This is a genomic window from Mycobacterium noviomagense (genome assembly GCF_010731635.1).
GTDB lineage: Bacteria > Actinomycetota > Actinomycetes > Mycobacteriales > Mycobacteriaceae > Mycobacterium > Mycobacterium noviomagense.
Genome location: NZ_AP022583.1, coordinates 2,366,837 through 2,390,090, shown reverse-complemented (window position 1 = coordinate 2,390,090; position 23,254 = coordinate 2,366,837). Strand labels below are relative to the sequence as shown.

The window sequence follows — 23,254 nt, the reverse complement described above, 5'->3', positions numbered from 1 at the left end:
AGTCGCGTCATGGATTCACCGCAGTATGACTTCGTCATCGTTGGCGCAGGCTTCGGCGGCATCGGCGCGGCCATCCAGCTCAGGCGCCTCGGATACGACAACATGGTCATCCTGGATCGTGAGGCGGATCTCGGGGGAACCTGGCATGTCAATCGCTATCCCGGCCTTGCCGTCGACATCCCCTCGACGACGTATTCGTACTGGTTCGAACCCAATCCGTATTGGTCGCGGTTGTTCGCGCCGGGCCACGAGCTCAAGCAATATGCCGAACGGGTTGCCGACAAGCACGACGTACGCCGGTACATGCGGTTCAACACGACGGTCGAAGGAGCCCGTTGGGACGAGGACGTGAAGTTGTGGCGGGTCGCTTTGGCGGGCGGTGAAACCTTGACCACTCGCTTTTTGATCACCGCAACCGGCTTCTTGTCACAGCCCCACATGCCGGATATCCCTGGCATCGCCAGCTTCGACGGCAAGATCATCCATACCACCGCCTGGGATGACAGCTACGAGTTCACGGGTCGTCGGGTTGCGATCATCGGCACCGGCGCGACCGCTGTGCAGCTGATCCCCGAACTGGCCAAACAGGCCGCCGACCTGACCGTCTACCAGCGCACCGCGATCCACGTCGTCCCCAAGATCGACTTCAGCATCCCGCCCTGGCTGCAGAAGGTATTCTCCCGGGTGCCGTTGGTGCACCGAGCCTTCCGGCTGGTGACCGACACGCTTTTCGAGCTGGGGACGGTCACCGCCGTGCTGCACTACCGGCAGTTTCGGCGGCTGAACATCGCCGCGGCGGACCTGGCGAAGATCAACCGGTTCATCTCGGTGCGTGACAAGGAGCTGCGCCGCAAGTTGACGCCCGACTACGACTTCGGCTGCAAGCGGCCGACGTGGTCCAACAGTTACTACCGCACCTTCACCAAACCGCACGTGCACCTGGAGACCAACAGCATCGAGCGGATCGAACCCGACGGTATCGTCACCGCGGACGGCCACACGACCCAGATCGACACCCTGGTCCTCGCGACGGGATTCGATCTGTGGGACGCCAATTTCCCGGCTATCGAGGTGATCGGCCGGCAGGGCCGAAACCTCGGAAAGTGGTGGCGGGAGAACAGGTTCCAGGCCTACCAAGGGGTGTCGATCCCGTATTTCCCCAACTACCTCAGCCTGGCCAGCCCGTTCGCCTTTTCCGGCTTGTCGTTCTTCAACACGATGGAATACCAGATGCGGCACATGGACCGGCTGTTCGGTGAAGTCAAGCGCCGGGGCGCAACAACGTTCGAGGTCACCGAAGAAGCCAACGCGCGTTTCCTGGACCGGATGACCAAGGCGCTCGACAACTCGGTGTTCTACCGCGGCAACTGCGCCACGTCGCGGTCCTACTACTTCAACCACCATGGCGAGGCCACCCTGTTGCGACCCACATCGAGGCGCAATGCGGTCCGGGAAGGGTCGCGATTCCCGCTGAGCGACTACGCGATCGCCTAGGAGGACCGATGTCGAGGAGAAGTAGGCGCGTCGCATGGTTCTCCGGTTTGGCTTTGGCCGGTGCTGGGCTGACCCACTTCGCCAGCCCGCAGTTGTGGGAACCGATCGTCAAGCCGGTGTTCCCGCGCCGCACCCGCCGTCATATCTACACCAACGGCGGAATCGAGACGGTGCTGGGCCTGGGTTTCAGCAACCCAAAGACTCGGAGCCTGACGATCGTCGGGTTGATCGGCTACGCCGGGTACCTGGTCGGTAGCGTTATCCGCAACCGCCAAACAGCGTAGCCTGCATCAGTTTTCGTACACACGCCTGCGCGTATGCCGACTCGTCGGAGCCGGTGTCGGTCAAGTCCTCGTAGTGGACCAGCCGTCCAAGGTCGACCACCAACGCCATCGCGCCATGCACCAAAAACCGTGCCTGGGTTGCGGTCACCAATCCGCGTGTGGCAGTCAGCAGCCGCACCCAGGAGTCGATGGTCGATCGCTGGACGTTGCGCAGCAACTCCTGGTCGGCCGGTGACAGGTTGACCCGCTCGGTGTAGTAGATCGAGGCAAGCTCCGGGTTGGCGAAAGACGTTGCCACGTAAGCCTCGATCAGCAGGTTCAAAACGTCGCGCGGTTCGCCGAGGCCGTCCATGGCTGCCGCCAGCTGGGCGGAGACCCGGTCGGCGGCGCGGCGAAGACCGGTCGACAAAATCTCGGACTTGCCGGAGAAGTACCGGTAGATGCCGGATACCGGGATGCCGACGGCCGCGGCGATCTGCGCCATGCTGGTCTCGGGGTATCCACGGTCGTGGAACAACACCATCGACGCGTGGAGCAACGCCTCGTAGACCCCGGCGTCCGAGGAGAAGATGCGCGGTGCCGCCGGCCGCTTGAGGACGTCTTTCGGGCGGGGGAGCTTCGCGGCCAGCACCGCCGTGGCGGCGGCGGCGATGACCTCGCGGATCTGGTCAGACGGCAGCCGTACGCGGTGGTCGACGATGCTGCCAATGACGCTGAGCAATCCCGACGACAGTGTCCAGCGCTCTCGAGAGCTCAGTGACGGCCGAATCGCGGTGAGCGGCCGCTGAATTCGACGGTTGACCACCCGCAATTGGTCCATCAGCTGCGCCTCGTCGTCGCCATGCAGGTAGCGTGCGTGCCACCGGTACAGCCCACCGGACTGCCGGTTCAGCAAAGTCACGTCGATCAGCGCGTGGATCAATCGGTCCAGTGTCGCCGTCGGGTCGGCATCGACCGGTTCATTGTCAACGAAGTCGGTGCAGTCGACGAGTTGTTGGCCGAGATTCAGGACGGCACCGCGGAACAGGTCGTATTTGTTCGCGTAGTGCCGGTACAGCGCGGCCGCGGAGATGCCCACCTCAGCGGCGATCGCCTCCATGCTCACCGCGTGATAGCCCAGCACGCTGAACGACTCCGCCGCCACGCGGGCGATCTGAGCCTTGCGGTCCTTGGGTCGCCGCCGAACGACGGGTGGCCCGGTGGCGGCGCGAGTGGTAGGCATCGCCATACCCTAACCCGGCGATTGATGCCGCGAAGACCTACCGCAAGGTCAGAATGACTATTAACATAAATGGATGCTTGCGTGGCATGGCAGGGGTTCTGCGCCACGCGCGGACGTGCTAGAGACCCGTCGGAGGAACGGCCATGCTGGAGAAAGTTCGCCGAGCTCTCAGCTTCCAGCTCACGATCGCCGAACTGATCGGCATCGCGTTGATCCTCGGAACGCCATACCTGCTGATCGGCGTGATCTGGTCGACCACCCATACCGAGCATTTGCACCACATGCACGGCATCGATCTGGCGGTATCGTTCCTCGGTTCCATCGTGTGCTGGCCGGTGCTGTTGTTTGCCAATGTCTGCATGACATGAGTGCCGACGCCACGGCAGCGTACGGGTAGCGGCGTATCGAGATTCACATCGTTCGTTGGAAGGAGGCATGTGCGCGATCGTCAATTGCTGGCCGGTCTGGTCGGCGCACTGCTGGTCGCGTTAGGCCTCATGGCCCTGTGGTGGCCGGTCTACATCGACCAGTACGACCAGTACGGCGTTCAGATCAGCTGCGGCAGAGGGTTTAGCGCCGGTATCTCACCGGATGCTCTCGCCGGCCCTGACGGCCACCACGTCGTCGAGCGGTGCGGCACCGCGCTGCTCCTGCGTCGCGTCTGGGCGATCCCGGCCGCGATCGCCGGATGGGTGCTGGTCACCGGTTTCCTGATCGCCTGGGTGCACCACCAACCGAAACCGGAGGAGGAACCTTCGCGCGCCTAGCCGGGAACGTCGGTCGTCCTCGATGCGTTGTGCCTACTTGAGCGTCTGACGACTAACGAGGCAAGGACACCGCAATGCAACTAGGCGTGCATTTCATCGATTTCCTACCCGGCGATCCAGCGAAGCTTGGCCCGACGCTGGCGGCAACAGCGCAGGCCGCAGAGCAAGGCGGCGCGACGACGTTCACGCTGGCAGATCACTTCTTCCAAATGGAAACCGTTGGGCGGGCTGACGATCCATTTCTCGAGGGTTACACGTCCCTGGGCTTTCTGGCGGGGCAGACTCAGACGATCACACTGACCATGCTGGTTACCGGGGTCACGTATCGCTATCCGGGATTGCTGGCGAAAACGGTCAGCACTTTAGACGTGCTTTCGCAGGGTCGCTCGATGCTCGGAATCGGGGCGGCATGGTACGAGCGTGAGCACTTAGCGCTCGGTGTCCCGTATCCGCCGGTGCGTGAGCGCTTCGAGATGCTGGAGGAGGCGCTGCAAATCTGCGCTCAGATGTGGAGCGACAACAACGGGCCCTACGAGGGCAAGCATTATCGGTTGGCCGAGACAATCTGTGTGCCGCAACCGATTCGGCTTCCTCCAGTCCTGATCGGCGGGTCCGGCGAGAAGAAGACATTGCGGCTGGTTGCCCAGTATGCCGATGTGTGGAACAGCACAGTGTCCGACGTCGACGAGCTCATACACAAGATCGACGTGCTGAACCGGCATTGCGGCACGGTCGGCCGGGATCCTGCGCAGATCCGAAAGACCGTAGGGCTGCTCAACGACCCGTTCGCTGATATGCCGGCGTACCTGAGGACCGTCGAGCGCTACGCCGAGTTGGGTGTCGATTTGATCAATGTCGGTCCGCTGCCCGGCAACCCCGATCCCGTCGGGTTTGTGCGCCGCCTCGGCGACGAGTTGGTGCCCAAGCTGCGTGAAATCAGTTGACGCAGCCGGCGAGCATCTGGTTTCTCCGTAGCCCGTAAGTCGGCAGCGTGATTTGTCGGGCCACCGTGGCATACTCGCACGCATGTTCGATGAGGCGGCGCGGGCGGAGGTGATTGCTCGCTTTGACGAGCTCTTCGAGCGCCGGCATCCCTCGACCACGCGCGAGTCGGCGGCGCTTATCGATCAGATCTGTGCCTCGGCGCGGGCCGAAAATCGGGCCGCGGCCGCGCAGTTGGTCGCCATTGGTGAGTTGTTTGGCTATCGGCTATCCCGCTGCTCGGAGACCGAAGACTGGGCCATCGACACCGAAGAAGCGGTGAGCGCCGAGGTGGGCGCCGCGTTGCGGATCAGCCGCGGGCTCGCGGGCAGTCGGCTGCGCTATGCGCGGGCCATGCGGGAGCGGCTACCCAAGGTGGCCGCGGTGTTTGAAGCCGGCGAGATCGGGTTGCGGCTGTTTCAGACCATCGTGTTTCGCACCGATTTGATCACCGACCCCGCGGTGCTGGCCGCCGTCGACGCCGAGCTGGCGATCCAGGTGGCGCGCTGGCCGTCGCTGACCCAGGGCCGGCTGGCCGGACAGATCGACAAGATCGTCGCTGCAGCCGATGCCGACGCGGTGCGCCGGCGCAAGCAGTACCAGAACGATCGGGAGGTCTGGATCGGCGCTGAGGTGGAGGGCACCGCCGAGATTCACGGCACCTTGTTCAGCACCGACGCCCAGGCGCTGGACCAGCGGCTGGACACGTTGGCGGGCACGGTGTGCGCGCACGATCCGCGCACCCGCGCCCAGCGCCGCGCCGACGCGCTGGGGGCGTTGGCGGCCGGGGCGGATCGGTTGGGGTGTCGCTGCGCGCGCCCCGATTGTGTGGCCGGGGATCGGCGGCCCGCCTCGCCGGTGGTGGTTCATGTGATCGCCGAACAGGCCACCATCGCCGGCACGGCAAGCGAGCCCGGGGCGCTGGTCGGCGCCGAGGGGCTCATCTCCCCGGAAATGGTGGCCGAACTAGCCAAGTCGGCCAAGCTGGTGGCGCTGGCTCATCCCGCTGATGCCCCACCCGAGCGCGGCTATGCGCCGTCGACGGCGCTGGCCGATTTTGTGCGGTGCCGGGATTTGACCTGCCGCTGGCCGGGCTGCGACCGCCCCGCCTTCGACTGCGACCTGGATCACACGATCCCCTATGCCGCGGGCGGGCCCACGCATGCATCGAACCTCAAATGTTATTGCCGCGCGCATCATTTGGTGAAGACGTTTTGGGGCTGGCGCGACCAGCAGCTGCCGGATGGCACGCTGATCGTGACCGCGCCGAGCGGGCACACCTATGTCACTACCCCGGGCAGCGCGCTGCTGTTCCCGAGTCTGTGCCGGCCCACCGGCCAACCGCCGGTGCCGCCAGCCGAGCCGCCGGCTAACTACTGCGCCGAGCGCACGGCGATGATGCCCAAGCGCCGGCGCACCCGAGCCCAAGACCGAGCCCAGCGCATCGCCACCGAACGCCGCCACAACCACAACGCCCGCATCGCCAACCGAGAAAAACGCCTCAGCTACTTCGACCTCGGACCCGCCCCGCCCGCAGCCGACGACGACGATCCACCACCGTTTTGAGTAGATTCGGCGAATTTACAAGAACCCACACCCCTACGGGCGCACTTGCTTTCGATTCCGCTTGTCGTGGGGCGGCACGCCGTTGACGCCGTCGATGGACTGTGCGTACGTGCCGACGGCGAACGCGACGCCGCCGCCCATGATTCCCAACGCATCCCGGTTCACCTTGTCCACGGTGTCGCGGGCAGTGTGGTAGTTGGGGTCGAAGGCCACCCCGGCCTGGCCGCCCCAGAGCCGCGCCTGCACAGGGGTTTTCGTCTGCGACGAACCGGTCGTCATGCCGCCGATCGGCACACCCGCAACCAGGAAGGGGCTGTAGTCGCTCTGGGTGCCCAGCGGCAGATCCTCAGGCCGCTTGCCGGCCAGGTTCAGATAGGCCGCCAGCGTGCGTTCGATACCGGCCGAACCGGCGGGCACGTCCTGCGGCGCGACACCCGGGCCGGGGGACGACTGGTCTCCGTCGTCGGTGAAGAAGCCGGCGTTCGGCGAACCGAGCATGTCGAAGTTCAGATACAGCGCGATGTCGTTGAGTTCGTCGCGGCGCAAGCCGAAGACGTAGTCCAGCGAACCGTTCAGCCCTGACTCCTCCCCACCCCAGAACGCGAAGCGCACTGCGTTCGTCGCCTGCGGTGACGGGCCCAGTTGCAGCGCGGTCTCCAGCACTGCGGCCACCCCGGTGGCGTTGTCGTTGATGCCCGGCCCCTCGTGAACGCTGTCCAGGTGCGCGCCCACCACGACGACATCGTGGCTGGAGCCGGTCTTGGTCTGCGCAAAGACATTCCGCGACGTGACCTTGACGGTGGCGGTGTCGAGCGTGAGCCGCACCGGCCCGGCGGTGTCGCGCAGTGCGGACGCCCCGTCAGCGCCGACGACCGCGACCGGCACGGTCAGCTGGTTGTAGTAACCGGAGTTGAACAGCTTGGGCGGCGCGCCCTGGTTTCCGGGCTCGCTGACGACGACCACCGCGGCGGCACCTTTGGCCAGCGCGGCTTTTTGCTTGTCGACCACCGTGCAGCCGCTGTCGTCGACGACGGCGATCGCAGCCTTCGGGACAGTGCCCGGGTAGTCGCTCGCGGCACACCCCGCCGCTTTGATCGGCCGCACCACCGGGGCCGTTATCCCGCCGGGCGGTGTACGCACCAGCAGCGACGCCTGATCAACGGCGTAGTTGCGCCCGTCCACTGTCAGCGTCGGTTGTCCCGGCGCAGCCGTGTACAGCCGGTCAAACTGCGGCGTCGATACAGCGAAACCCTTGTCGCGCAGCGTTTTTACGACGTAGTCAACACTGGCGTCAAAGCCTCGCGTGCCCTCGGCCCGATTCCCCTTGTTCGCGTTGGCGATATCCTGCAGGGCGCGCAGGTGGTCGAACATCGCATCCACGGTTACCTTGGCAGCCAACGCATCACCCAAGCGCGGCGGCGCAGGCTGCGACGACGAGCACCCCGCCAGCAGGACGACCGTCAACACCAAGGCCGCACCCGCCGGCCGAATCATGGCGTGGTGACGACGTGGCGGGTGCGGTCATCCCGGACCGGAATACCGTTGCGCCCGCTCAGATCCTGCGCGTACAGGCCGACCGCATAGGCAACGCCGCCACCGAGGATGCCCAGTGGCGTGCGGTTGATCTGATCCAACGTGTCGGTTTTCTTGTGGTAGTTAGGGTCGAACGGCTCGCCGGCCGTACCGCCCCACAGCTTGGCTTGCTCGTCGGACATCTTGTTTTCAGCGCCGGAGAACAGTCCCCCCGACGGGACACCGGCCCGGGTGAATCCGTCGTAGTCGGACCGGCCGTCGAACGACGTGTCCTGCGCGGTCTTGCCGACCGACTTCAGGTAGCCCACCAGCGAGCGCTCGATACCCGCTGAACCCTCTGGAACCACCGGGTTACCCCGCTGGTCCGCCGGCAGCGATTGGTCCCCGTCGTAGGTGAAATAGCCGGGATTGGGCGAGGCCAGCATGTCGAAATTCAGATACAGCGCAATGTCTTTGAGCCCCTCGACATCCAAAGACTCGACGTACTTACGCGACCCGATCAACCCGAGTTCCTCGGCACCCCAGAAAGCGAACCGCACCGTATTGTGTACTTTCGGCGAATTACCCAGCTGCAGAGCGGTTTCCAGAACAGCAGCGACCCCGGAGCCGTTGTCGTTGATGCCGGGGCCCTCCGGCACGCTGTCAAGATGTGCGCCGGCCATCACCACGTCGGCGGTCGAGCCGGTCTTCGTCTGGGCAATGACATTGCGAGCCCGCAGGTCCTGGGTGTTCGCATTGAGTTTGACAGTCGTCGGTCCGGGCTGGGCACGCAGCGCCGCCCCGTCGCCCTTGGTGACACTGACCACCGGGATCTTGACGTCGGTGTGCTCGCCCAGGGTGCCGCCCATCTCCTTCTCGTCGACGTTGTCGGCCACGATCAGCGCCACCGCACCGCGCTGCACGACGGCGTCTTCCTTCTGCGAGAACGGGCACGTGCCACGATCCACCAACACCACAGCGCCTTGCACCGGCAACCCGTCGTAGTCGGAGGCGGTGCAGCCGGGACTGTCATCGGCGGGCGCGGGCACCAGCGGCCCGCTCACTCCGTCCGGCGGAGTGGGCAAGCTGAACTGCACAGCATGCGCCTCGACGGTCTTGCCGTCCACCGTCACCGATCCCGGGTCGGCGTGAAAAACGCGGGCGGTGAACTCTGGGGTCTGCACGTCGAAGCCCTTGCCGCGCAACGTATTAGCCACATAGTCGACACTGGCGTCATAACCGGGGGTGCCCACCGCGCGGGTGCCGTTGTTGGCATTGGCGATGTCTTGCAGTTTCGACAGGTGCGCCATCATCGCGTCGGTGGTGACCCGGCCACGTAACCCCTCGCCGAACTGGACTCCGGCGGGTTTCTCACGTGCCGGCTGAGAAGTGCTCGCCGCGCCCCCGCATCCGGCGACAAAAAGCACAAGGACCGCAACCGCTGAAAGCACCGCCTTCGATGTGTTTTTCACGGCGACCACGTTAGACGGCTCAAGCGTCTCGGCGGCCAGCAGGACCGGCGCCAGTCAGCACGCGTCCGCAACGGGCCGCGGATATGCTTCGACGCGGACGTTTTCCAATTCGAGCAGTTCAACCAGGCGCGCGAGCACGCACTGGTCGGTCCGCAGGACAACCCGCCGGCCCTCGGCGCCGGCCTGCTCGTCCAACGTCATCAGCTCGCGGTGCGTAACGAACTCCAGACCTCGCGCGTCGACGATCACCTCGTGGCCGGCCGCCAGCGGCCAGATCCGTTGTAGCGCGGACATAAACGCCTCGCTGTCGGCGGCGTCGATTTCACCGGCCAACCCGAAGTCCATCCCGAGTTGGGCATAAAGCCGGAAGCTGACCGTGCCGCGGCCGACCAACGGATGCAAGCACACCATCTGCTTGGCCGTCTCCCCCAACAGTGTCAGGTTGTAAGCGCACAACGCCGAGAACGGCAGCACCGCCATCTTCTGGTCGACGAGATATTCCAGGCGGCTGAACGCGGCGCGCTGCTCGGGTTCACGCGCCAATACCGCCGCGTCGACCACCCCACGGCAGCCACTGCAGCCCATGGCGACCACGTACTCCATCGCGGCGACGCCGGCAGCCACCGTCGCCTCGGGGTCGACCACGTCGGTGCCAGGCACAAACATGTAGTGCTCGTCGACCGGCGTCACCGCGATCTGACCTGACCTGACCGCGTCGCCGAACCCCATCTCCTGCAATTCCGCGCGTAACGCCGCACGGCCGCTGTCGCGCGCGTACAGGATCCGCTGGTTGCGCGACAGGCCATCGGCGATGTACTCCGCGGCGCGAGCCAGAAATTCCGACTGGTCCCGATACCCCCACCCCACGTGGCCGAACGGGGTGAGGCCTGCAGCGGAGGTGAGCACACCCTGCTGGCGCATCACGGGACATCGCCCTTCGAGAACCGGTCAAGCCGCAGATAAGCGTGAATGGTGGCGATGTTGACCAGCGCCTCGTGCTGGACGCATGCGGGGTATTCGACCTCGCTGCGCTCGGGCCACACCGATTCACCGATGAGGTGCACCGACCGGTTGGGATGCCCCTGCATTAAGTCAGCCACCAGCCCGAGGATTCGGCCGGGATCGCGGCCTGCCTCGGTGATGTCCGTCATCGTCAGGTTCACAGTCACATCCCCCGCCGGCGCGCCAAACGCATCCTGCAGCAACGCGATCTTGTTTCCCGGTAGTGCGACCAAGACCGGCTCGGCCTTACTCAACCATCCGGATATCAGCGGCACCAGGGAATTGAGATATTCGCGCTCTGAGCGGTCGAAAAGCGCCGTGTGCACGACGTCGTGGACGGGGGGCGTAGTCCTGTCGGAGGTTTCATCCAGCAACCGGGTCCCCAATCGCCGAGTCAGGCGTCACAGCTCTGCCACGAAGATCGCACCGGTGATGCGCCCTGCACCCGTACGTTGGTCAACTCGAGCAGCTCCGCGACTCGGGCGACGATGCACTGGTCGGTTTGCAGCACCACTTGGCGGCCCTGTGCGCGGGCGTAGTCGTCGAGGGTGCGCAGCTGCGTGTGGGTGATGAAGGAAAGCCCGTGCGCGTCGATGACGATGGTGCCCTCGCCCAGCAGCGGCCAGGTTCTGCGCAATGCCGCGGTGAAGGCGTCGTCGTTGGCCGCGTCGATTTCGCCGACCAGCACGAAATCCACGCCGGGCTCGGCGAACATGCGAAAGCCCACCTCATCTGGGCCCACAAACGGGTGCAGGCACAATAACTCCGCCGCAGCCCGACCCAGACCGTTGACGTCGTAGGCGCACAGCGCCGAAAACGGCAGAACCGGCATCCTTTGGTCGATGAGAAACTCGAAGGCCGCCCATGCGTCGCGCTGCTCGGGTGTGCGCGTCAGCTCGATCGCGTCGTTCACCGTGCACAAGCCGCGGTAGCCGTCGGCGATCGCTTGGTCGGTCGCCTCGACGCGTTCGGCCACCGTCGCTTCAGCGTCCACGACGTCACTATCGGGATAGAACTCGTAGGAGTCCTCTACCGGCATCACCCGGATCCGCCCCGACCGCAGCTGCTCGTCGAAGCCGAGGTCGGCCAGTTCAGCGCGCAAGGCTTCGCGGCCGGCGTTACCGACGTACTCGATGCGCTGGTCGCCGCGAAGGGCGCCGACAATGCATTCGGCGGCGCGGGCACCGAAGTCGTCCCGGTCGCGATATCCCCAGCCCAGGTGAGCGAACGGGACAAGGTCCACGGCCGAGGTGACCACGCCGTGGCGGCGCATCAAGAGGCGTCCTCGGCGGGCCGGTCCAGGCGCAGAAACACCTGGATCGTCGTGCCGGCCGGGGTGGCGTGAATACGCACCAGGTCGGCCAGTGCATTGACGACGAACAGCCCGCGCGGGCTTTTCCCGTCCCCGTTCGGCGGGCGTCGCCCAGCCAGCGGGTCGTCGAGGATTCCCGTGTCGCGAGCCTCGCAGACCAGATATCCGCTGTGTTCCCAGAAGGCAAGCCGGCATGTCCCGTCGCCGTGCTGCAGGCTGTTGGTGGCCAGCTCGGTGATGATCAGTTGCAGGTTGGCGATGCTCTCTGCCGCCATGCCGAGCAATCGGCCGTACCGGCTGCCCTGCTGGCGAGCGGCGCTGAGATTCGCCAATTCCGAGACCGTGTACGTCACCGCGGCCGGGCTCGTCGTCAGCGGTTCGTTACAGCGCTGCAGGGCGACGTCGAATGCATAGTCAGCGCTGTGCTGATAGGAACCGTCCACGCAGATCAGTGGGTGGGTGGTCCGGGCGTCCGCCAACACGCCCTCGGCCAGTTGGGAGGCGTCGTACAGGCAAACCGCCGTCGCCCGGTGCCCGTCGAGCGCGAGGTTCACCAACGCCTCATGCTGCACGCAGGCGGGGTATTCGACCGCCGTGCGACCGGCCCACACCGGTTCGCCGATCAACCGCACCGGCCGATGCCGATGCCGCTCCACGAACGCACCCGCCACACCCAGCAGCCGGCCCGGATTACGGCCCACGTCGGCCATGTCGGCCAATGTCACCTCGGTGTCGTCGGCCGCGGGTCCTAACGCCTCGGACAGCGCTGCCAGCTTGTCGCCCGGTACCGCCACCCATACCGGCTCATAGTTGTTCAGAGCTTCGCTGACGGACCTCACCACGAAATCCAGATACTGCTGCTCTGACCGATAGAACAGCGCCGAGTGCACAAAGCCGGCGTCGTGAGCCGGTGTACTCGCGGTCATGTGGTGGCTCCACTTGGTAGCGCTGCGCAGAGCCAGCAAGTTGGCTCCGGCCGGGGCCTACCCGGTGTGACGGCAGCTTAATCAGAGGCGCGCGCGTCCATTGTCCCTGCCCACATGTGCAGTAACCCGGTCGGAGACCGCGCGCATACCCGCGGCGTTGGGGTGAAACGGCGCCGGCCGCCACGGCAGCGGCAACACCGCGCCGACGGTCCAGGGGTCCTGCGACCAGGCGTGGTGTTCGCGGCTGGCCTGCCCCGCCCGCACCAATTCGCAGCCGCTGGCCTGTGCAGCTGCTGCGGTGGATTCCTCCAAGCGGGCGGCGACGTGACGGCCCAGGTCGGCGTCGGCCCTCGACAGGGGCGCGGCTTTTTGCCCGTCCGGCGGCAGCAGCGTGAGGTAGTCGATGAAGAGCACCCGCGCGTCCGGGGCCCGCCGGCGCACCGCCGCACCGACCGCGCGTAGCGAGTCGCCGACGTGGCCAAGCGCCTCGTTGCGGGCGTCGCGGTCGAGCAGGCCACCGATCTTCGGGATGAGCCGGGCAGGGACGGGCAGGGAGGCGGCCATCAGCAGCGGGACATAGCCGACGTCATTGCCACCGATGGTGATTGTCACCAGCGCTTCCGAACCGTTGAGCGCCTCGATCTGCGGCGGTGCCCCGCGCTGACGTTCGGAGAGGATATTGGCGGTGGTCGCGCCGGAAAACGTCACATCGACCAGATCGAGGTTCAGGCGCTGGGCCACCAGATGCGGATAGTTGCGGGCCGATCGGCCCGAGCCCCACGGAGCGCCCTTGGCACGCGGCTGGATACCTGGACCGGCTGCCATCGAACTGCCCAGGGCCACATAGCGTTTTGTCATCGGTTGATGGCTCGGCTCCTTGCTCGTAAGCTCCACTTACTCGCCGTCGCCTTCACAGGGGCGGGCTGGACGCATGCGCCCAGAACCGTTTCGGGATGCGCCCCGCGCGGCGGGCCAGGTAGCCGGCGGCGACGGCGGCGGCCATCGCGGCGGCCATGGCGGGCGGGTCGGCGGCCCGGGTCACCGCGCTGGCCAGCAGCACCGCGTCGCAGCCCAATTCCATTGCGAGTGCGGCATCGCTGGCGGTGCCGATGCCGGCGTCGAGCACGACCGGAACACCCGCGGCTGCGACGATCATCTCGATGTTGTGGGGGTTGGCGATGCCCAGCCCGGTGCCGATCGGCGAGCCCAGCGGCATCACCGCCGCGCAGCCAGTGTCCTCCAGTCGCTTGGCCACCACCGGGTCGTCGTTGGTGTAGGGCAGAACCACGAAGCCGTCGTCCACCAATTGTTCTGCGGCCCTGACTAATTCAACGGGATCGGGCAGCAGGGTGCGCTCGTCGGCGATCACTTCCAGCTTGATCCATTCGGTGCCCAGCGCCTCGCGGGCCAGCTGCGCCGTCAACACCGCCTCCGCGGCGCCGCGGCAGCCGGCGGTGTTGGGCAGCGGGGTGATGCCGAGCCGGTTCAGCAGATCCAGCATCCCGGTGCCGCCCTCGGCGTCGACGCGGCGCATCGCAACTGTCGTCAACTCAGTGCCCGACGAGACCAATGCCTCCTCGAGCACCGCGAGGTTGGTCGCCCCGCCGGTGCCCATGATCAGCCGGGAGCTGAAGCTACGGCCGGCGATCGTCAGTTTCTGGTCAGCCACCCTGCACCGCCGTCACCACCTCAAGCCGTGCGCCATCGGAAAGTGTTGTCTGCCAGTCGTTTCGGGGGAGCACGGCTTGGTCCAGCGCGACCGCGATACCGCGGTCGGGGTAACCCAGGGTCTGCAGCAGCGCCGCGACCGTGGTCTGTTCGTCGACCTCGACCTGTTTCTCGTTGACCAGCACCATCATGGGTGTGCTCCGATCGGAACCAGTTCGGACGCAATCTGTTCGGCGGTCCAGGGCGCCAGTAGGAAACCGTTGCGCCCGTGGCCGGCCGCCACCAGCGTACGTTCGTCAAGACGCTGCACGAGCGGCTGGTTGTCGGGCGTCATCGGCCGCAAACCGGCGCTACATTCGGCCAGCTCGTATTCGCCGAGGGCCGGCAGCACCGCGCAGGCGTCGTCGAGCAGATCTCGCACGCCCGAGACGACCGGTGCGGTGTCGCGGCCGCGCTCGTACTGTGTGGCGCCGACAACGACACCGTCGGGGCGCGGCACCAGGTACACCTGCCGACCGTGCACGCGAGCCCGGATCACCCGCTGCGGCACCGGCATGCAGCCCTTGCGCCAGCGAAGCCGCAGTACCTCGCCCTTCACCGGCCGGATCGGGAGGCCGGGCCACAACGCCGGGGCGTCGATGCCGTTGGCGATCACGACCGCGTCGGGCTCGACGTCTGAGAGGTCGCGTACCGGCGGCGCCCACTGCACGCCCAGCCGCTCGCATGCCGCTGCCAGCCCGGCCAACAGGGTGCGGTTGTCGACCGCAAGCTCGGTGGGCGCCCGAAAACCATGCCGAATACCTTGCGCCAGAAGCGGTTCCACGTCGCGGGCGGCCGACTCCCACACCACTGGGTGGCCTTGCGCGGCCAGCCAGTCGGCGACGGTGCGCAGCTCGGCGGCGTCGGCGGAGTCGACGGCCACCACCAGCGATTCGCGCGCGGTGATCACCTGCGCCGGCAGCCCGTCCAGGTAGTCGCCCTGGTGCCAGAGCCGCAGCGACTCCAAACCCAGCTGCAGCAACCGTTCTTCGCCGGGCCAGCCTTCGCTGTGTGGGGCGAGCATGCCTGCGGCCACCCACGACGCGCCGGGTTCACCGCTGCGATGCACCCGCACCGACCAGCCGGCCTGGGCGGCTCTGCGCGCCACCGACAGGCCGATGACGCCGCCGCCGATCACGGCCAGCGATCCGAGTGACATTTCCTTGCGCTCCCTTCGCCGGCATCATCCGGATCAGGTCGAACGGTAAGGGCAGGCGCGCCCACTCTCAGACCCCGTTCCTGGGACTCCCGTGATTCGTCAGCTTTCCACGCTAGCGGCTAGCGTCGCGGTGTGCACGAAGCTTCCAAGCGGCTGGCTACAGCCAGGCTCTACCTGTGCACCGACGCCCGCCGCGAGCGCGGCGACTTGGCCGAGTTCGCCGATGCGGCCCTGGCCGGCGGTGTCGACATCATCCAGCTGCGCGACAAAGGCTCGGAAGGTGAGCGGCGGTTCGGCCCGCTGGAGGCGCGCGACGAGCTGGCAGCGCTGGAGATTCTCGCCGACGCGGCACGCCGCCATAGCGCCTTGGTGGCGGTCAACGACCGCGCCGACATCGCCCGCGCCGCCGGCGCCGACGTACTGCATCTGGGCCAACGCGATTTGCCGTTGTCGGTGGCCCGGGAGATAGTGCGGCCCGGCGCCCTGGTCGGCCGCTCCACCCACGACGTCGATCAAATCGCGGGCGCCGTCACCGACGACGTCGACTACTTCTGCGTCGGCCCGTGCTGGCCGACTCCCACCAAGCCCGGCCGGCGGGCGCCTGGCCTGCAGCTGGTGCGGGCCGCGGCGGAGTTGGCCGGCCAGAAGCCGTGGTTTGCGATCGGCGGCATCGACGAGGAGCGGCTGCCGCAGGTGCTCGAGGCCGGCGCCCGGCGGGTCGTGGTGGTGCGGGCGATCACCGCGGCCGGCGACCCGGCGGCGGCGGCCCAACGGCTCAGTTCGGTGCTCGCAGCAGCGCGCTGATCCGGTCACTCAGCTGAGAGGGTGCATGATCTGGCGGGCCCGGCATGCACCAGACGAAGACGCCCGGCTCGACCTGCACCGTGCATGGGAGCTGCACCCGCCGCTCGTCGCTGTCATGCAGCGGCACGGTGGCCGCCGCGGTGCGCAAGCGCTGCCAGCTGGCGGCAAACCCCGGATGCAGGGGCAGGTCGGCCACGTCCTCTTCGGCGACCCAGCGCAGCTCGGCGCTTTCGCCGTTCGGGGTGGTGTAGAGCAACTCGTCGGCGTCGGCGACGACCGTGGTGTAGGTCCAGTGAGCACCCCTGGCGCCGAAAACCTCGGCGGTGACGACCGCCCCACGCACCGCGACGCGCTCGGCGGGCAAGCCCGCCTCCTCCGAGGCTTCCCGGACCGCGGTCTGCTCGGGCGTCTCATGGCTGTCGCGGGCGCCACCGGGCAGGCCCCAGGTGCCGCCTTGGTGACTCCACCAAGCTCGATGCTGCAGCAGCACGGCCGGTGTGCCGTCGGGGCGCGGCGCGCGCAACAATAGACCGGCCGCACCGTAGCGTCCCCAGTAGCGGACGCCGCTGTCGGAGATCACCCATCCGTCACCGTCGCCGCGCACGGAGCCAGGATATTCGCCCGGCGACGATGCGGGCCGCTTAGATGGCCGCGCGCTAGACACATCTATCGGCAAGCCACACCGTCAGCGACTTCGGCTCTTAGACTTCGCTTATATAGTTCGTTTCAGTTAATTTGGGGATCGGCCGAAAGATGATGGGGTCGGAACAGACGTGACCGTTGAGTTGGCGCACCCGTCGACCGAGCCGTTGGGGTCGCGGTCGCCGACTGAACCAGCTCACCGGCGTTGGTGGTTCATCTCGACCACACCAGGTCGCATCCTGACCATCGGCATCATCTTGGCGGCGCTGGGCGGTGCGACCGCATTTGCGACCTCGACGACCATCAACCACCGCCAACAGGCGCTGTCCACGGTGCTCAACCACACCGAGCCGCTCGCCTTCGCCGCCGGCCGGCTCTACACCACGCTGTCGGTGGCCGACGCCGCAGCCGCGACCGCGTTCATCGCTCAGGCCGAGCCGCGCGCCGTGCGCCAGCGCTACGAGCAGGCCATCACCGACGCCGCAGTCGCGGTGACCCGGGCGTCCAGCGGGCTGACCGACGAGCCGCTGGGCACCTGTGACCGCGGCGAGTCGGGGGTGCTGTTGTTGGGCCGGATCAACGCCGAACTGTCCGTTTACACCGGATTGATCGAGATCGCCCGCACCAACAACCGGGCGGGTAACCCCGTCGGCGCATCGTATCTGTCGGAGGCGTCGGCGCTGATGCAGTCGATGATCCTGCCCGACGCGCAATGTCTTTACCAGGCGACGTCGGCGCGGGTGGACAGCGAAACCACGGCGTCGACCCAGATTCCTGCCCCGGTGATCCTCATCGTGGCCACCACTGTGCTGTTCGGCGCGTACTCACACCGCTGGCTGGCCCGGCGCACCAAACGGCGGATCAACCCGGGTCTGGTCGCCGGCGCGCTGGCGATTCTCGTTATGGTGATTTGGGTGGGGACGGCGCTGACAATTTCCACGACAGGCAGCCGCAATGCGAAAAACACTGCGGCAGAATCGCTTAAGACGATCACGAACCTTTCGATCACCGCCCAGCAAGCGCGTGCCGACGAGACGCTGTCCTTGATCCGCCGCGGCGACGAAGATGTTCGCAAGCAGTCCTTCTATCAGCGCATCGCCAGCATGCACAAACAGCTCGCGGAGTACCTGTCGCGCCCCGACGCCGTGGACAAAACCGACCTGCAAGGCGCCGACCAGTTGCTGGCCCGGTGGCGGCAGGCCAACGACCGGATCAACACCTACATCGCGGTCGGCAACTACCGGGCCGCCACCGAGGTGGCGTTGGGCCATGGCGAAGACGACTCCACCCCGGCGTTCGACAAGCTCGACGAGGCGCTGGGCAAGACCATGGAGCAGAGCCGCGACCAACTGCGTACCGACATCCTCAATGCGCGACGCGGGCTGTCCGGCGCCACGGTGGGCGGCGTGGTGCTCAGCTTGAGCGCTGCGATCGCGGTCGCGCTGGGTCTGTGGCCCCGGCTGAACGAGTACCGGTGATGACGCCCATGCCCAAGATCCCGTGGAACGCCCTGGCGGCGGCACTTGCCGCCGGGACGGTGCTGGCCGGCTGCGCGCACCCAGCGCCGCCGGTGGCGATGTCGGTGCCGACACTGCCGCCGCCCACGCCGGCCGGGATGCAAGAGTTGCCGCCCCAGCCGCCCAGCCCGCCGAAGAGTTCGCGGAACGACTGCGACCCGACCGCGAGCCTGCGCCCCTTCCCCACCAAGGAAGAAGCCGACGCCGCCGTGGAGGGCATCCGCGCCCGCGGCCGGCTGATCGTCGGGCTCGACATCGGCAGCAACCTGTTCAGCTTCCGCGATCCCATCACCGGCGAGATCACCGGCTTCGACGTCGACATCGCCGGCGAGGTCGCGCGCGACATCTTCGGCACCCCGACTGCTGTCGAGTACCGGATTCTGTCGTCGGACGAGCGCATTACCGCACTGCAGAAGTCGTTGGTCGACATCGTCGTCAAGACCATGACGATCACCTGCGAGCGGCGCAAGCTGGTCAACTTCTCCACCGTCTACCTGGACGCCTATCAGCGCATCCTGGCACCGCGTGACTCGTCGATCGTCAAGCCGTCCGACTTGCCCGGCAAGCGGGTCTGCGTGGCCAAGGGCACCACGTCGCTGCGACGGATCCGTGAAATCGCGCCGCCCCCGATCATCGTGTCGGTCGTCAACTGGGCCGACTGCCTGGTCACGCTGCAGCAGCGGCAGGTCGATGCCGTCAGCACCGACGACTCCATCCTCGCCGGGCTGGTCTCGCAAGATCCCTACCTGCACATCGTCGGCCCCAACATGGACACCCAGCCCTATGGCATCGGCATCAACCTCAACAACACCGGGTTGGTCCGCTTCGTCAACGGCACGCTGGAACGCATCCGCCGCGATGGAACCTGGAACACGTTGTACCGCAAATGGTTAACGGTGTTGGGTCCGGCGCCGGCCCCGCCCGCCGCGAGGTATGTGGACTGATGGGCGAGCCGATGGACAACGAACGCGAGGAGCAGCAGCGCCTCCCCGACGAGGGCCCGGGCACCCAGCCTGCGGACGTGCTCGCCGACTCGGCTTCGGTGCGGCGCGCGATGTCCACCCAGGCCATTTTCCGTCCGGATCTCGACGACTCGGAGCGCACGTCGGTGCGCACTGTCGAAACCGAACCGCAGGAACGGCTGCCCGCCACCGCGACTCGGACGGTGCCGCCGGTGCGAAAGCTGGGCGGTGGCCTGGTGGAAGTGCCGCGAGTGCCCTACACCGATCCGCTCGAAGCGCTGATGACCGATCCGGTGGTACCGGAGTCTCGGCGGTTCTGCTGGAACTGTGGCCGCCCGGTCGGCCGATCCGGACCGGACGGCGAGTCGCCCTCAGAGGGATGGTGCCCGTACTGCGGCAGCCCGTATTCGTTTCTGCCGCAACTGAACCCGGGTGATATCGTCGCCGGCCAGTACGAGGTCAAGGGATGCATCGCGCACGGCGGGCTGGGCTGGGTGTACCTGGCGTTCGACAAAAACGTCAACGACCGTCCGGTGGTGCTCAAAGGCCTGGTGCATTCCGGCGACGCCGAGGCGCAAAAGATCGCCATGGCCGAACGGCAGTTCCTGGCCGAAGTGGTGCACCCGTCGATCGTGCAGATCTTCAACTTCGTCGAGCACCCGGACCGGCACGGCAACCCCGTCGGCTACATCGTGATGGAGTACGTCGGCGGGCAATCGCTCAAGCGACGCAAGGGCGACAAGCTCGCGGTGGCCGAAGCGATCGCCTACATCCTCGAAATCCTGCCTGCCCTGGGCTATTTGCATTCGATCGGCTTGGTGTACAACGACCTCAAGCCGGAGAACATCATGCTGACCGAGGAGCAGCTGAAACTGATCGACCTCGGCGCGGTGTCGCGGATCAACTCGTTCGGCTACCTCTACGGCACGCCCGGCTACCAGGCGCCGGAGATCGTGCGGACCGGCCCGACTGTGGCCACCGACATCTACACGGTCGGACGCACGTTGGCCGCGTTGACGTTGAACCTGCGCACCCGCAACGGCCGCTACGTCGAGGGACTGCCCGACGACGACCCGGTGCTGGAGAAGTACGACTCGTTCGGCCGGTTGCTGCGTCGCGCCATCGACCCCGATCCACGGCGGCGGTTCAGCAGCGCCGAGGAGATGTCCGGGCAGCTGATGGGCGTGCTGCGCGAGGTGGTCGCCCACGACACCCGGGTGCCGCGTCCCGGGTTGTCGACGATCTTTTCCCGCTCCCGTTCGACATTCGGCGTGGACCTGCTGGTCTGCCACACCGACGTGTATCTGGACGGCCAGGTGCACTCGGAGAAGCTGACCGCCAAGGAGATCGTCACCGCGCTGCAGGTGCCGCTGGTAGATCCGGCCGATGTCGCCGCCCCGCTGCTGCAGGCCACCGTCCTTTCGCAGCCCGTGCAGACCCTGGATTCGCTGCGCGCCTTCCGGCACGGCTCGCTGGACGCCGAGGGCATCGACCTGTCGGAGTCGGTCGAGCTGCCGCTGATGGAAGTGCGTGCGCTGCTTGACCTCGGCGACGTCGGCAACGCCACCCGCAAACTCGACGACCTAGCCGAACGCGTCGGCTGGCGCTGGCGGCTGGTGTGGTATCGCGCCGTGTCGGAGCTGTTGACCGGCGACTATGACTCGGCCATCAAGCATTTCAGCGAGGTGCTGGACACCTTCCCCGGTGAGCTGGCGCCCAAGATGGCGCTGGCGGCCACCCACGAACTGGCTGGCAACCCCGACGGGGAGAAGTTCTACCGGACGGTGTGGCAGACCGACGACGGAGTGATCTCGGCGGCGTTCGGTCTGGCCCGAGCACTCTCGGCGACCGGCGACCGAGCGGGCGCGGTGCGCACCCTCGACGAAGTACCCGCCACCTCAAGGCATTTCACGACCGCGCGGTTGACCAGCGCGGTCACGCTGTTGTCGGGTCGATCGCAGAAAGAGATCACCGAAGAGGAGATCCGCGACGCGGCGCGGCGGGTGGAGGCTTTGCCGCCCACCGAACCTCGGGTGCTCCAGATCCGCGCATTGGTGCTGGGCACGGCGATGGACTGGCTGGAAAACCACGAGGCCAGCACCAACCACATTCTGGGTTACCCGTTCACCCGACACGGTTTGCGGCTCGGGGTCGAAGCGTCGCTTCGGGCCCTGGCGCGAGTTGCGCCCACGCAGGCGCACCGCTACACCTTGGTCGACATGGCCAACCGGGTACGCCCCGCCAGCACGTTCTGATTGCGCTGATTGCGCGAGCAGCTGCCAGGGGGGCTTCGCCCCGCGGTGGAAGATGAAAATTAGCACTGGCCGTTCGGCTGGGTGGGTGGTTGCTTCGCGGGCCGGTGCGGGTTGACGCTTTAGGGGTGTTTCGGTGACCCCGTTGCGTCTGTGTTGCCGGTGAGCACGGCGAGCAGCTTGGTGGCTGGAGGGCACCCCCTGGTGGTTGTGCGGGGGCGGTGGATTGTTGCCTGTGAGCACGTGAGTGAGACTCCTGTTTTGTTTTCGCCCTCTCCGAAACACGCTCCACCACAAGATATCTGGACGGAAAGGGTGTGATCGGCCATGGAGGTGATCCATCCGCGGTGCGCGGGCATTGATGTGTCGAAGAAAGACGCGAAGGTCTGCGTTCGGGTTCAGGGCCGAGGGCGGCGTGGCACGTCGACAACGGTCAGTACGTGGGGGTCGACCACCGGCGAGATCCTGGCGTTACGCGAGCATCTGCTCGCTGAGCGGGTCTCCTGTGTGGTGATCGAATCCACCTCCGATTACTGGAAGCCGTTTTACTACCTACTCGAAGGCCAGCTGAACGTGATGCTGGTCAATGCCAAGGCGGCGCGCAATGTGCCCGGGCGCAAGACCGATGTCTCGGATGCGGCGTGGCTGGCCGATCTGGGCGCCCACGGGCTGCTGCGCGCCTCGTTTGTGCCGCCGGAGCCGATTCGGGTGTTACGCGATCTGACCCGGGCTCGCACCACCATCACCCGGGCGCGCACCAAAGAGATTCAGCGGCTGGAGAAGCTGCTCGAAGACACCGGAATCAAACTCTCCGCGGTGGCCTCCAACATCGTCGGAGTCTCCGGGCGGGCAATGCTAGAAGCGCTGATCGCCGGCCAACGCGATTCGGTGGTCCTCGCTGATCTGGCCAAACAACGGATGCGTCAAAAGATCCCAGCGCTCACCGAGGCGCTGCGCGGACGGTTCACCGAGCATCACGCCTTTATGGTGCGGTTGTATTTGGATCGCATCGATGCCCACACCGCCGATATCGCCCGCCTGGATGCACGCATCGAGGAGGCGATCGCTCCTTCGACCCATCCGGGAGTTGCTGATGAGCATCCCGGGCTGGTCGCGGCTGGTGGCCGATGTGTTCATCGCCGAAACCGGTGCGGACATGAGCGTATTTCCCACCGCCGCGCACCTGGCGTCGTGGGCCGGGTGGTGCCGGGCTGCGACGAGTCAGCAGGCCGGGTCAAATCGGGCGCCACCCGCCCGGGCAACCGTCACCTTAAAGCCGCGCTCGGCGTGGCAGCCCTGTCGGCCGCTCGCACCAAAGACACCTACTACAGCATCCGCTACCGGCGCATCGCCGGCCGGCGCCGGGCCGCCCAATCGCGCAGAGACAAAACCGCCGGTATGTCGATCGCCGGCCAGATCGCCCTAGTCTCCATCGAACACAAGATGCTCACCGACGCCTGGAACATGCTGACCAACGGCGCCTTCTACCGCGATCCCGGCCCCGACTACTACACCCGACACCAGCCCGGCAAAGCCAAGGCACGAGCCATCAAGCAATTGGAGAGCCTGGGATACAAAGTCACCCTCGAGCCACCCACCCAAGCCGCCTAACACCTAATGCCAGCGACTCATCAGCAAGGGGTCGCCTCATTTTCGAGTGAGACGCAAAAGCT

The 23,254-nt window shown here is 66.6% G+C and carries 22 protein-coding genes and 1 pseudogene; 11 read left to right on the top strand and 12 right to left on the bottom strand.

Features of this window, described 5'->3' with window-relative positions; genetic code table 11:
• Positions 1-9 precede the first annotated feature (9 nt).
• Together G6N15_RS10965 and G6N15_RS10960 are read left to right on the top strand one after the other, a co-directional pair.
• Complete coding sequence (locus G6N15_RS10965; protein ID WP_083087807.1) at positions 10-1,494, top strand: flavin-containing monooxygenase; 1,485 nt, start codon at positions 10-12, stop codon at positions 1,492-1,494.
• A gap of 8 nt (positions 1,495-1,502) precedes the next feature.
• Positions 1,503-1,778, top strand: coding sequence for a hypothetical protein (locus G6N15_RS10960; RefSeq protein WP_083087808.1), 276 nt, complete (start codon positions 1,503-1,505; stop codon positions 1,776-1,778).
• Here G6N15_RS10960 and G6N15_RS10955 read toward each other — a convergent pair.
• Complete coding sequence (locus tag G6N15_RS10955; RefSeq protein WP_232070396.1) at positions 1,753-3,000, bottom strand: TetR/AcrR family transcriptional regulator; 1,248 nt, start codon at positions 2,998-3,000, stop codon at positions 1,753-1,755. The two genes, G6N15_RS10960 and G6N15_RS10955, sit on opposite strands and share 26 nt — an antisense overlap.
• Positions 3,001-3,143: 143 nt before the next feature.
• Here G6N15_RS10955 and G6N15_RS10950 point away from each other — a divergent pair, with 143 nt between their 5' ends.
• From G6N15_RS10950 to G6N15_RS10935, 4 genes are all read left to right on the top strand, one after another.
• On the top strand, positions 3,144-3,368 hold the full coding sequence (locus G6N15_RS10950) for a hypothetical protein (RefSeq protein WP_083087810.1): 225 nt from the start codon (positions 3,144-3,146) through the stop codon (positions 3,366-3,368).
• Between the two features lie 69 nt (positions 3,369-3,437).
• A complete protein-coding gene (locus tag G6N15_RS10945) occupies positions 3,438-3,767 on the top strand; it encodes a hypothetical protein (protein ID WP_139797843.1) in 330 nt (109 codons plus the stop codon).
• 74 nt (positions 3,768-3,841) lie between these two features.
• Positions 3,842-4,711 carry an LLM class F420-dependent oxidoreductase gene (locus G6N15_RS10940; RefSeq protein WP_083087811.1) on the top strand — a complete coding sequence of 290 codons (870 nt, stop codon included), beginning with the start codon at positions 3,842-3,844 and terminating at the stop codon, positions 4,709-4,711.
• Between the two features lie 82 nt (positions 4,712-4,793).
• Positions 4,794-6,314 (top strand): HNH endonuclease signature motif containing protein, encoded by a 1,521-nt coding sequence (locus G6N15_RS10935; protein ID WP_163748032.1) that lies wholly within the window; start codon positions 4,794-4,796, stop codon positions 6,312-6,314.
• A 33-nt stretch (positions 6,315-6,347) separates the two neighbouring features.
• On the opposite strand, the gene G6N15_RS10930 is transcribed toward G6N15_RS10935, so the two are convergent.
• From G6N15_RS10930 to thiO, 10 genes are all read right to left on the bottom strand, one after another.
• Entirely contained in the window at positions 6,348-7,808 is a 1,461-nt protein-coding gene (locus G6N15_RS10930) for a M28 family peptidase (RefSeq protein WP_083089946.1), read from the bottom strand.
• Positions 7,805-9,307 (bottom strand): M28 family metallopeptidase, encoded by a 1,503-nt coding sequence (locus tag G6N15_RS10925; protein ID WP_083089947.1) that lies wholly within the window; start codon positions 9,305-9,307, stop codon positions 7,805-7,807. The genes G6N15_RS10930 and G6N15_RS10925 overlap by 4 nt, the downstream gene beginning before the upstream one ends.
• 45 nt (positions 9,308-9,352) lie before the next feature.
• Complete coding sequence (locus tag G6N15_RS10920; RefSeq protein WP_083089948.1) at positions 9,353-10,219, bottom strand: MEDS domain-containing protein; 867 nt, start codon at positions 10,217-10,219, stop codon at positions 9,353-9,355.
• Complete coding sequence (locus tag G6N15_RS10915; RefSeq protein ID WP_163748030.1) at positions 10,219-10,674, bottom strand: MEDS domain-containing protein; 456 nt, start codon at positions 10,672-10,674, stop codon at positions 10,219-10,221. The genes G6N15_RS10920 and G6N15_RS10915 overlap by 1 nt, the downstream gene beginning before the upstream one ends.
• A 20-nt stretch (positions 10,675-10,694) precedes the next feature.
• A complete protein-coding gene (locus G6N15_RS10910) occupies positions 10,695-11,573 on the bottom strand; it encodes an MEDS domain-containing protein (protein ID WP_083089950.1) in 879 nt (292 codons plus the stop codon).
• The gene (locus G6N15_RS10905) at positions 11,573-12,538 is read right to left on the bottom strand and encodes an anti-sigma factor RsbA family regulatory protein (protein WP_083089951.1); all 966 of its coding nucleotides are present in this window, start codon (positions 12,536-12,538) and stop codon (positions 11,573-11,575) included. Before G6N15_RS10905 ends, G6N15_RS10910 begins: the two co-directional genes overlap by 1 nt.
• Before the next feature lie 81 nt (positions 12,539-12,619).
• Positions 12,620-13,396, bottom strand: coding sequence for an SGNH/GDSL hydrolase family protein (locus G6N15_RS10900; protein WP_083089952.1), 777 nt, complete (start codon positions 13,394-13,396; stop codon positions 12,620-12,622).
• Positions 13,397-13,448: 52 nt separating this feature from the next.
• On the bottom strand, positions 13,449-14,207 hold the full coding sequence (gene thiG / locus G6N15_RS10895; protein WP_083089953.1) for a thiazole synthase: 759 nt from the start codon (positions 14,205-14,207) through the stop codon (positions 13,449-13,451).
• Positions 14,200-14,397, bottom strand: coding sequence for a sulfur carrier protein ThiS (gene thiS, locus G6N15_RS10890; protein ID WP_083089954.1), 198 nt, complete (start codon positions 14,395-14,397; stop codon positions 14,200-14,202). Before thiS ends, thiG begins: the two co-directional genes overlap by 8 nt.
• Positions 14,394-15,404 carry a glycine oxidase ThiO gene (thiO, locus tag G6N15_RS10885; RefSeq protein WP_083089959.1) on the bottom strand — a complete coding sequence of 337 codons (1,011 nt, stop codon included), beginning with the start codon at positions 15,402-15,404 and terminating at the stop codon, positions 14,394-14,396. The genes thiS and thiO overlap by 4 nt, the downstream gene beginning before the upstream one ends.
• A 132-nt stretch (positions 15,405-15,536) precedes the next feature.
• Between thiO and thiE the strand changes: the two genes are divergently transcribed.
• Positions 15,537-16,208, top strand: coding sequence for a thiamine phosphate synthase (gene thiE / locus G6N15_RS10880; RefSeq protein WP_083089955.1), 672 nt, complete (start codon positions 15,537-15,539; stop codon positions 16,206-16,208).
• Here thiE and G6N15_RS10875 read toward each other — a convergent pair.
• Positions 16,180-16,812, bottom strand: a complete 633-nt coding sequence (locus tag G6N15_RS10875) for an NUDIX hydrolase (protein WP_083089956.1) — start codon at positions 16,810-16,812, stop codon at positions 16,180-16,182. The two genes, thiE and G6N15_RS10875, sit on opposite strands and share 29 nt — an antisense overlap.
• A 169-nt stretch (positions 16,813-16,981) precedes the next feature.
• On the opposite strand from G6N15_RS10875, the gene glnX reads away from it, so the two are divergent.
• The 4 genes and pseudogenes from glnX (at position 16,982) to G6N15_RS10855 (ending at position 23,192) form a co-directional block, all read left to right on the top strand.
• On the top strand, positions 16,982-18,328 hold the full coding sequence (gene glnX, locus G6N15_RS10870) for a protein kinase G-activating protein GlnX (protein ID WP_083089957.1): 1,347 nt from the start codon (positions 16,982-16,984) through the stop codon (positions 18,326-18,328).
• Complete coding sequence (locus G6N15_RS10865) at positions 18,328-19,311, top strand: glutamate ABC transporter substrate-binding protein (protein WP_372506556.1); 984 nt, start codon at positions 18,328-18,330, stop codon at positions 19,309-19,311. The genes glnX and G6N15_RS10865 overlap by 1 nt, the downstream gene beginning before the upstream one ends.
• A gap of 11 nt (positions 19,312-19,322) precedes the next feature.
• Positions 19,323-21,584, top strand: coding sequence for a serine/threonine-protein kinase PknG (locus G6N15_RS10860; protein ID WP_372506563.1), 2,262 nt, complete (start codon positions 19,323-19,325; stop codon positions 21,582-21,584).
• Between the two features lie 324 nt (positions 21,585-21,908).
• Positions 21,909-23,192 (top strand): annotated as a pseudogene (locus G6N15_RS10855) (IS110 family RNA-guided transposase).
• The last annotated feature ends 62 nt before the right edge of the window (positions 23,193-23,254 follow it).

Bases quoted from the DNA above. Each gene is read 5' to 3' on its own strand.
- G6N15_RS10965 (WP_083087807.1), top strand. From the start codon at position 10: ATGGATTCACCGCAGTATGACTTCGTCATCGTTGGCGCAGGCTTCGGC.
- G6N15_RS10960 (WP_083087808.1), top strand. From the start codon at position 1,503: ATGTCGAGGAGAAGTAGGCGCGTCGCATGGTTCTCCGGTTTGGCTTTG.
- G6N15_RS10955 (WP_232070396.1), bottom strand. From the start codon at position 3,000: ATGCCTACCACTCGCGCCGCCACCGGGCCACCCGTCGTTCGGCGGCGA.
- G6N15_RS10950 (WP_083087810.1), top strand. From the start codon at position 3,144: ATGCTGGAGAAAGTTCGCCGAGCTCTCAGCTTCCAGCTCACGATCGCC.
- G6N15_RS10940 (WP_083087811.1), top strand. From the start codon at position 3,842: ATGCAACTAGGCGTGCATTTCATCGATTTCCTACCCGGCGATCCAGCG.
- G6N15_RS10935 (WP_163748032.1), top strand. From the start codon at position 4,794: ATGTTCGATGAGGCGGCGCGGGCGGAGGTGATTGCTCGCTTTGACGAG.
- G6N15_RS10930 (WP_083089946.1), bottom strand. From the start codon at position 7,808: ATGATTCGGCCGGCGGGTGCGGCCTTGGTGTTGACGGTCGTCCTGCTG.
- G6N15_RS10920 (WP_083089948.1), bottom strand. From the start codon at position 10,219: ATGCGCCAGCAGGGTGTGCTCACCTCCGCTGCAGGCCTCACCCCGTTC.
- G6N15_RS10910 (WP_083089950.1), bottom strand. From the start codon at position 11,573: ATGCGCCGCCACGGCGTGGTCACCTCGGCCGTGGACCTTGTCCCGTTC.
- G6N15_RS10905 (WP_083089951.1), bottom strand. From the start codon at position 12,538: ATGACCGCGAGTACACCGGCTCACGACGCCGGCTTTGTGCACTCGGCG.
- G6N15_RS10900 (WP_083089952.1), bottom strand. From the start codon at position 13,396: ATGACAAAACGCTATGTGGCCCTGGGCAGTTCGATGGCAGCCGGTCCA.
- thiS (WP_083089954.1), bottom strand. From the start codon at position 14,397: ATGATGGTGCTGGTCAACGAGAAACAGGTCGAGGTCGACGAACAGACC.
- thiO (WP_083089959.1), bottom strand. From the start codon at position 15,404: ATGTCACTCGGATCGCTGGCCGTGATCGGCGGCGGCGTCATCGGCCTG.
- G6N15_RS10865 (WP_372506556.1), top strand. From the start codon at position 18,328: ATGACGCCCATGCCCAAGATCCCGTGGAACGCCCTGGCGGCGGCACTT.
- G6N15_RS10860 (WP_372506563.1), top strand. From the start codon at position 19,323: ATGGACAACGAACGCGAGGAGCAGCAGCGCCTCCCCGACGAGGGCCCG.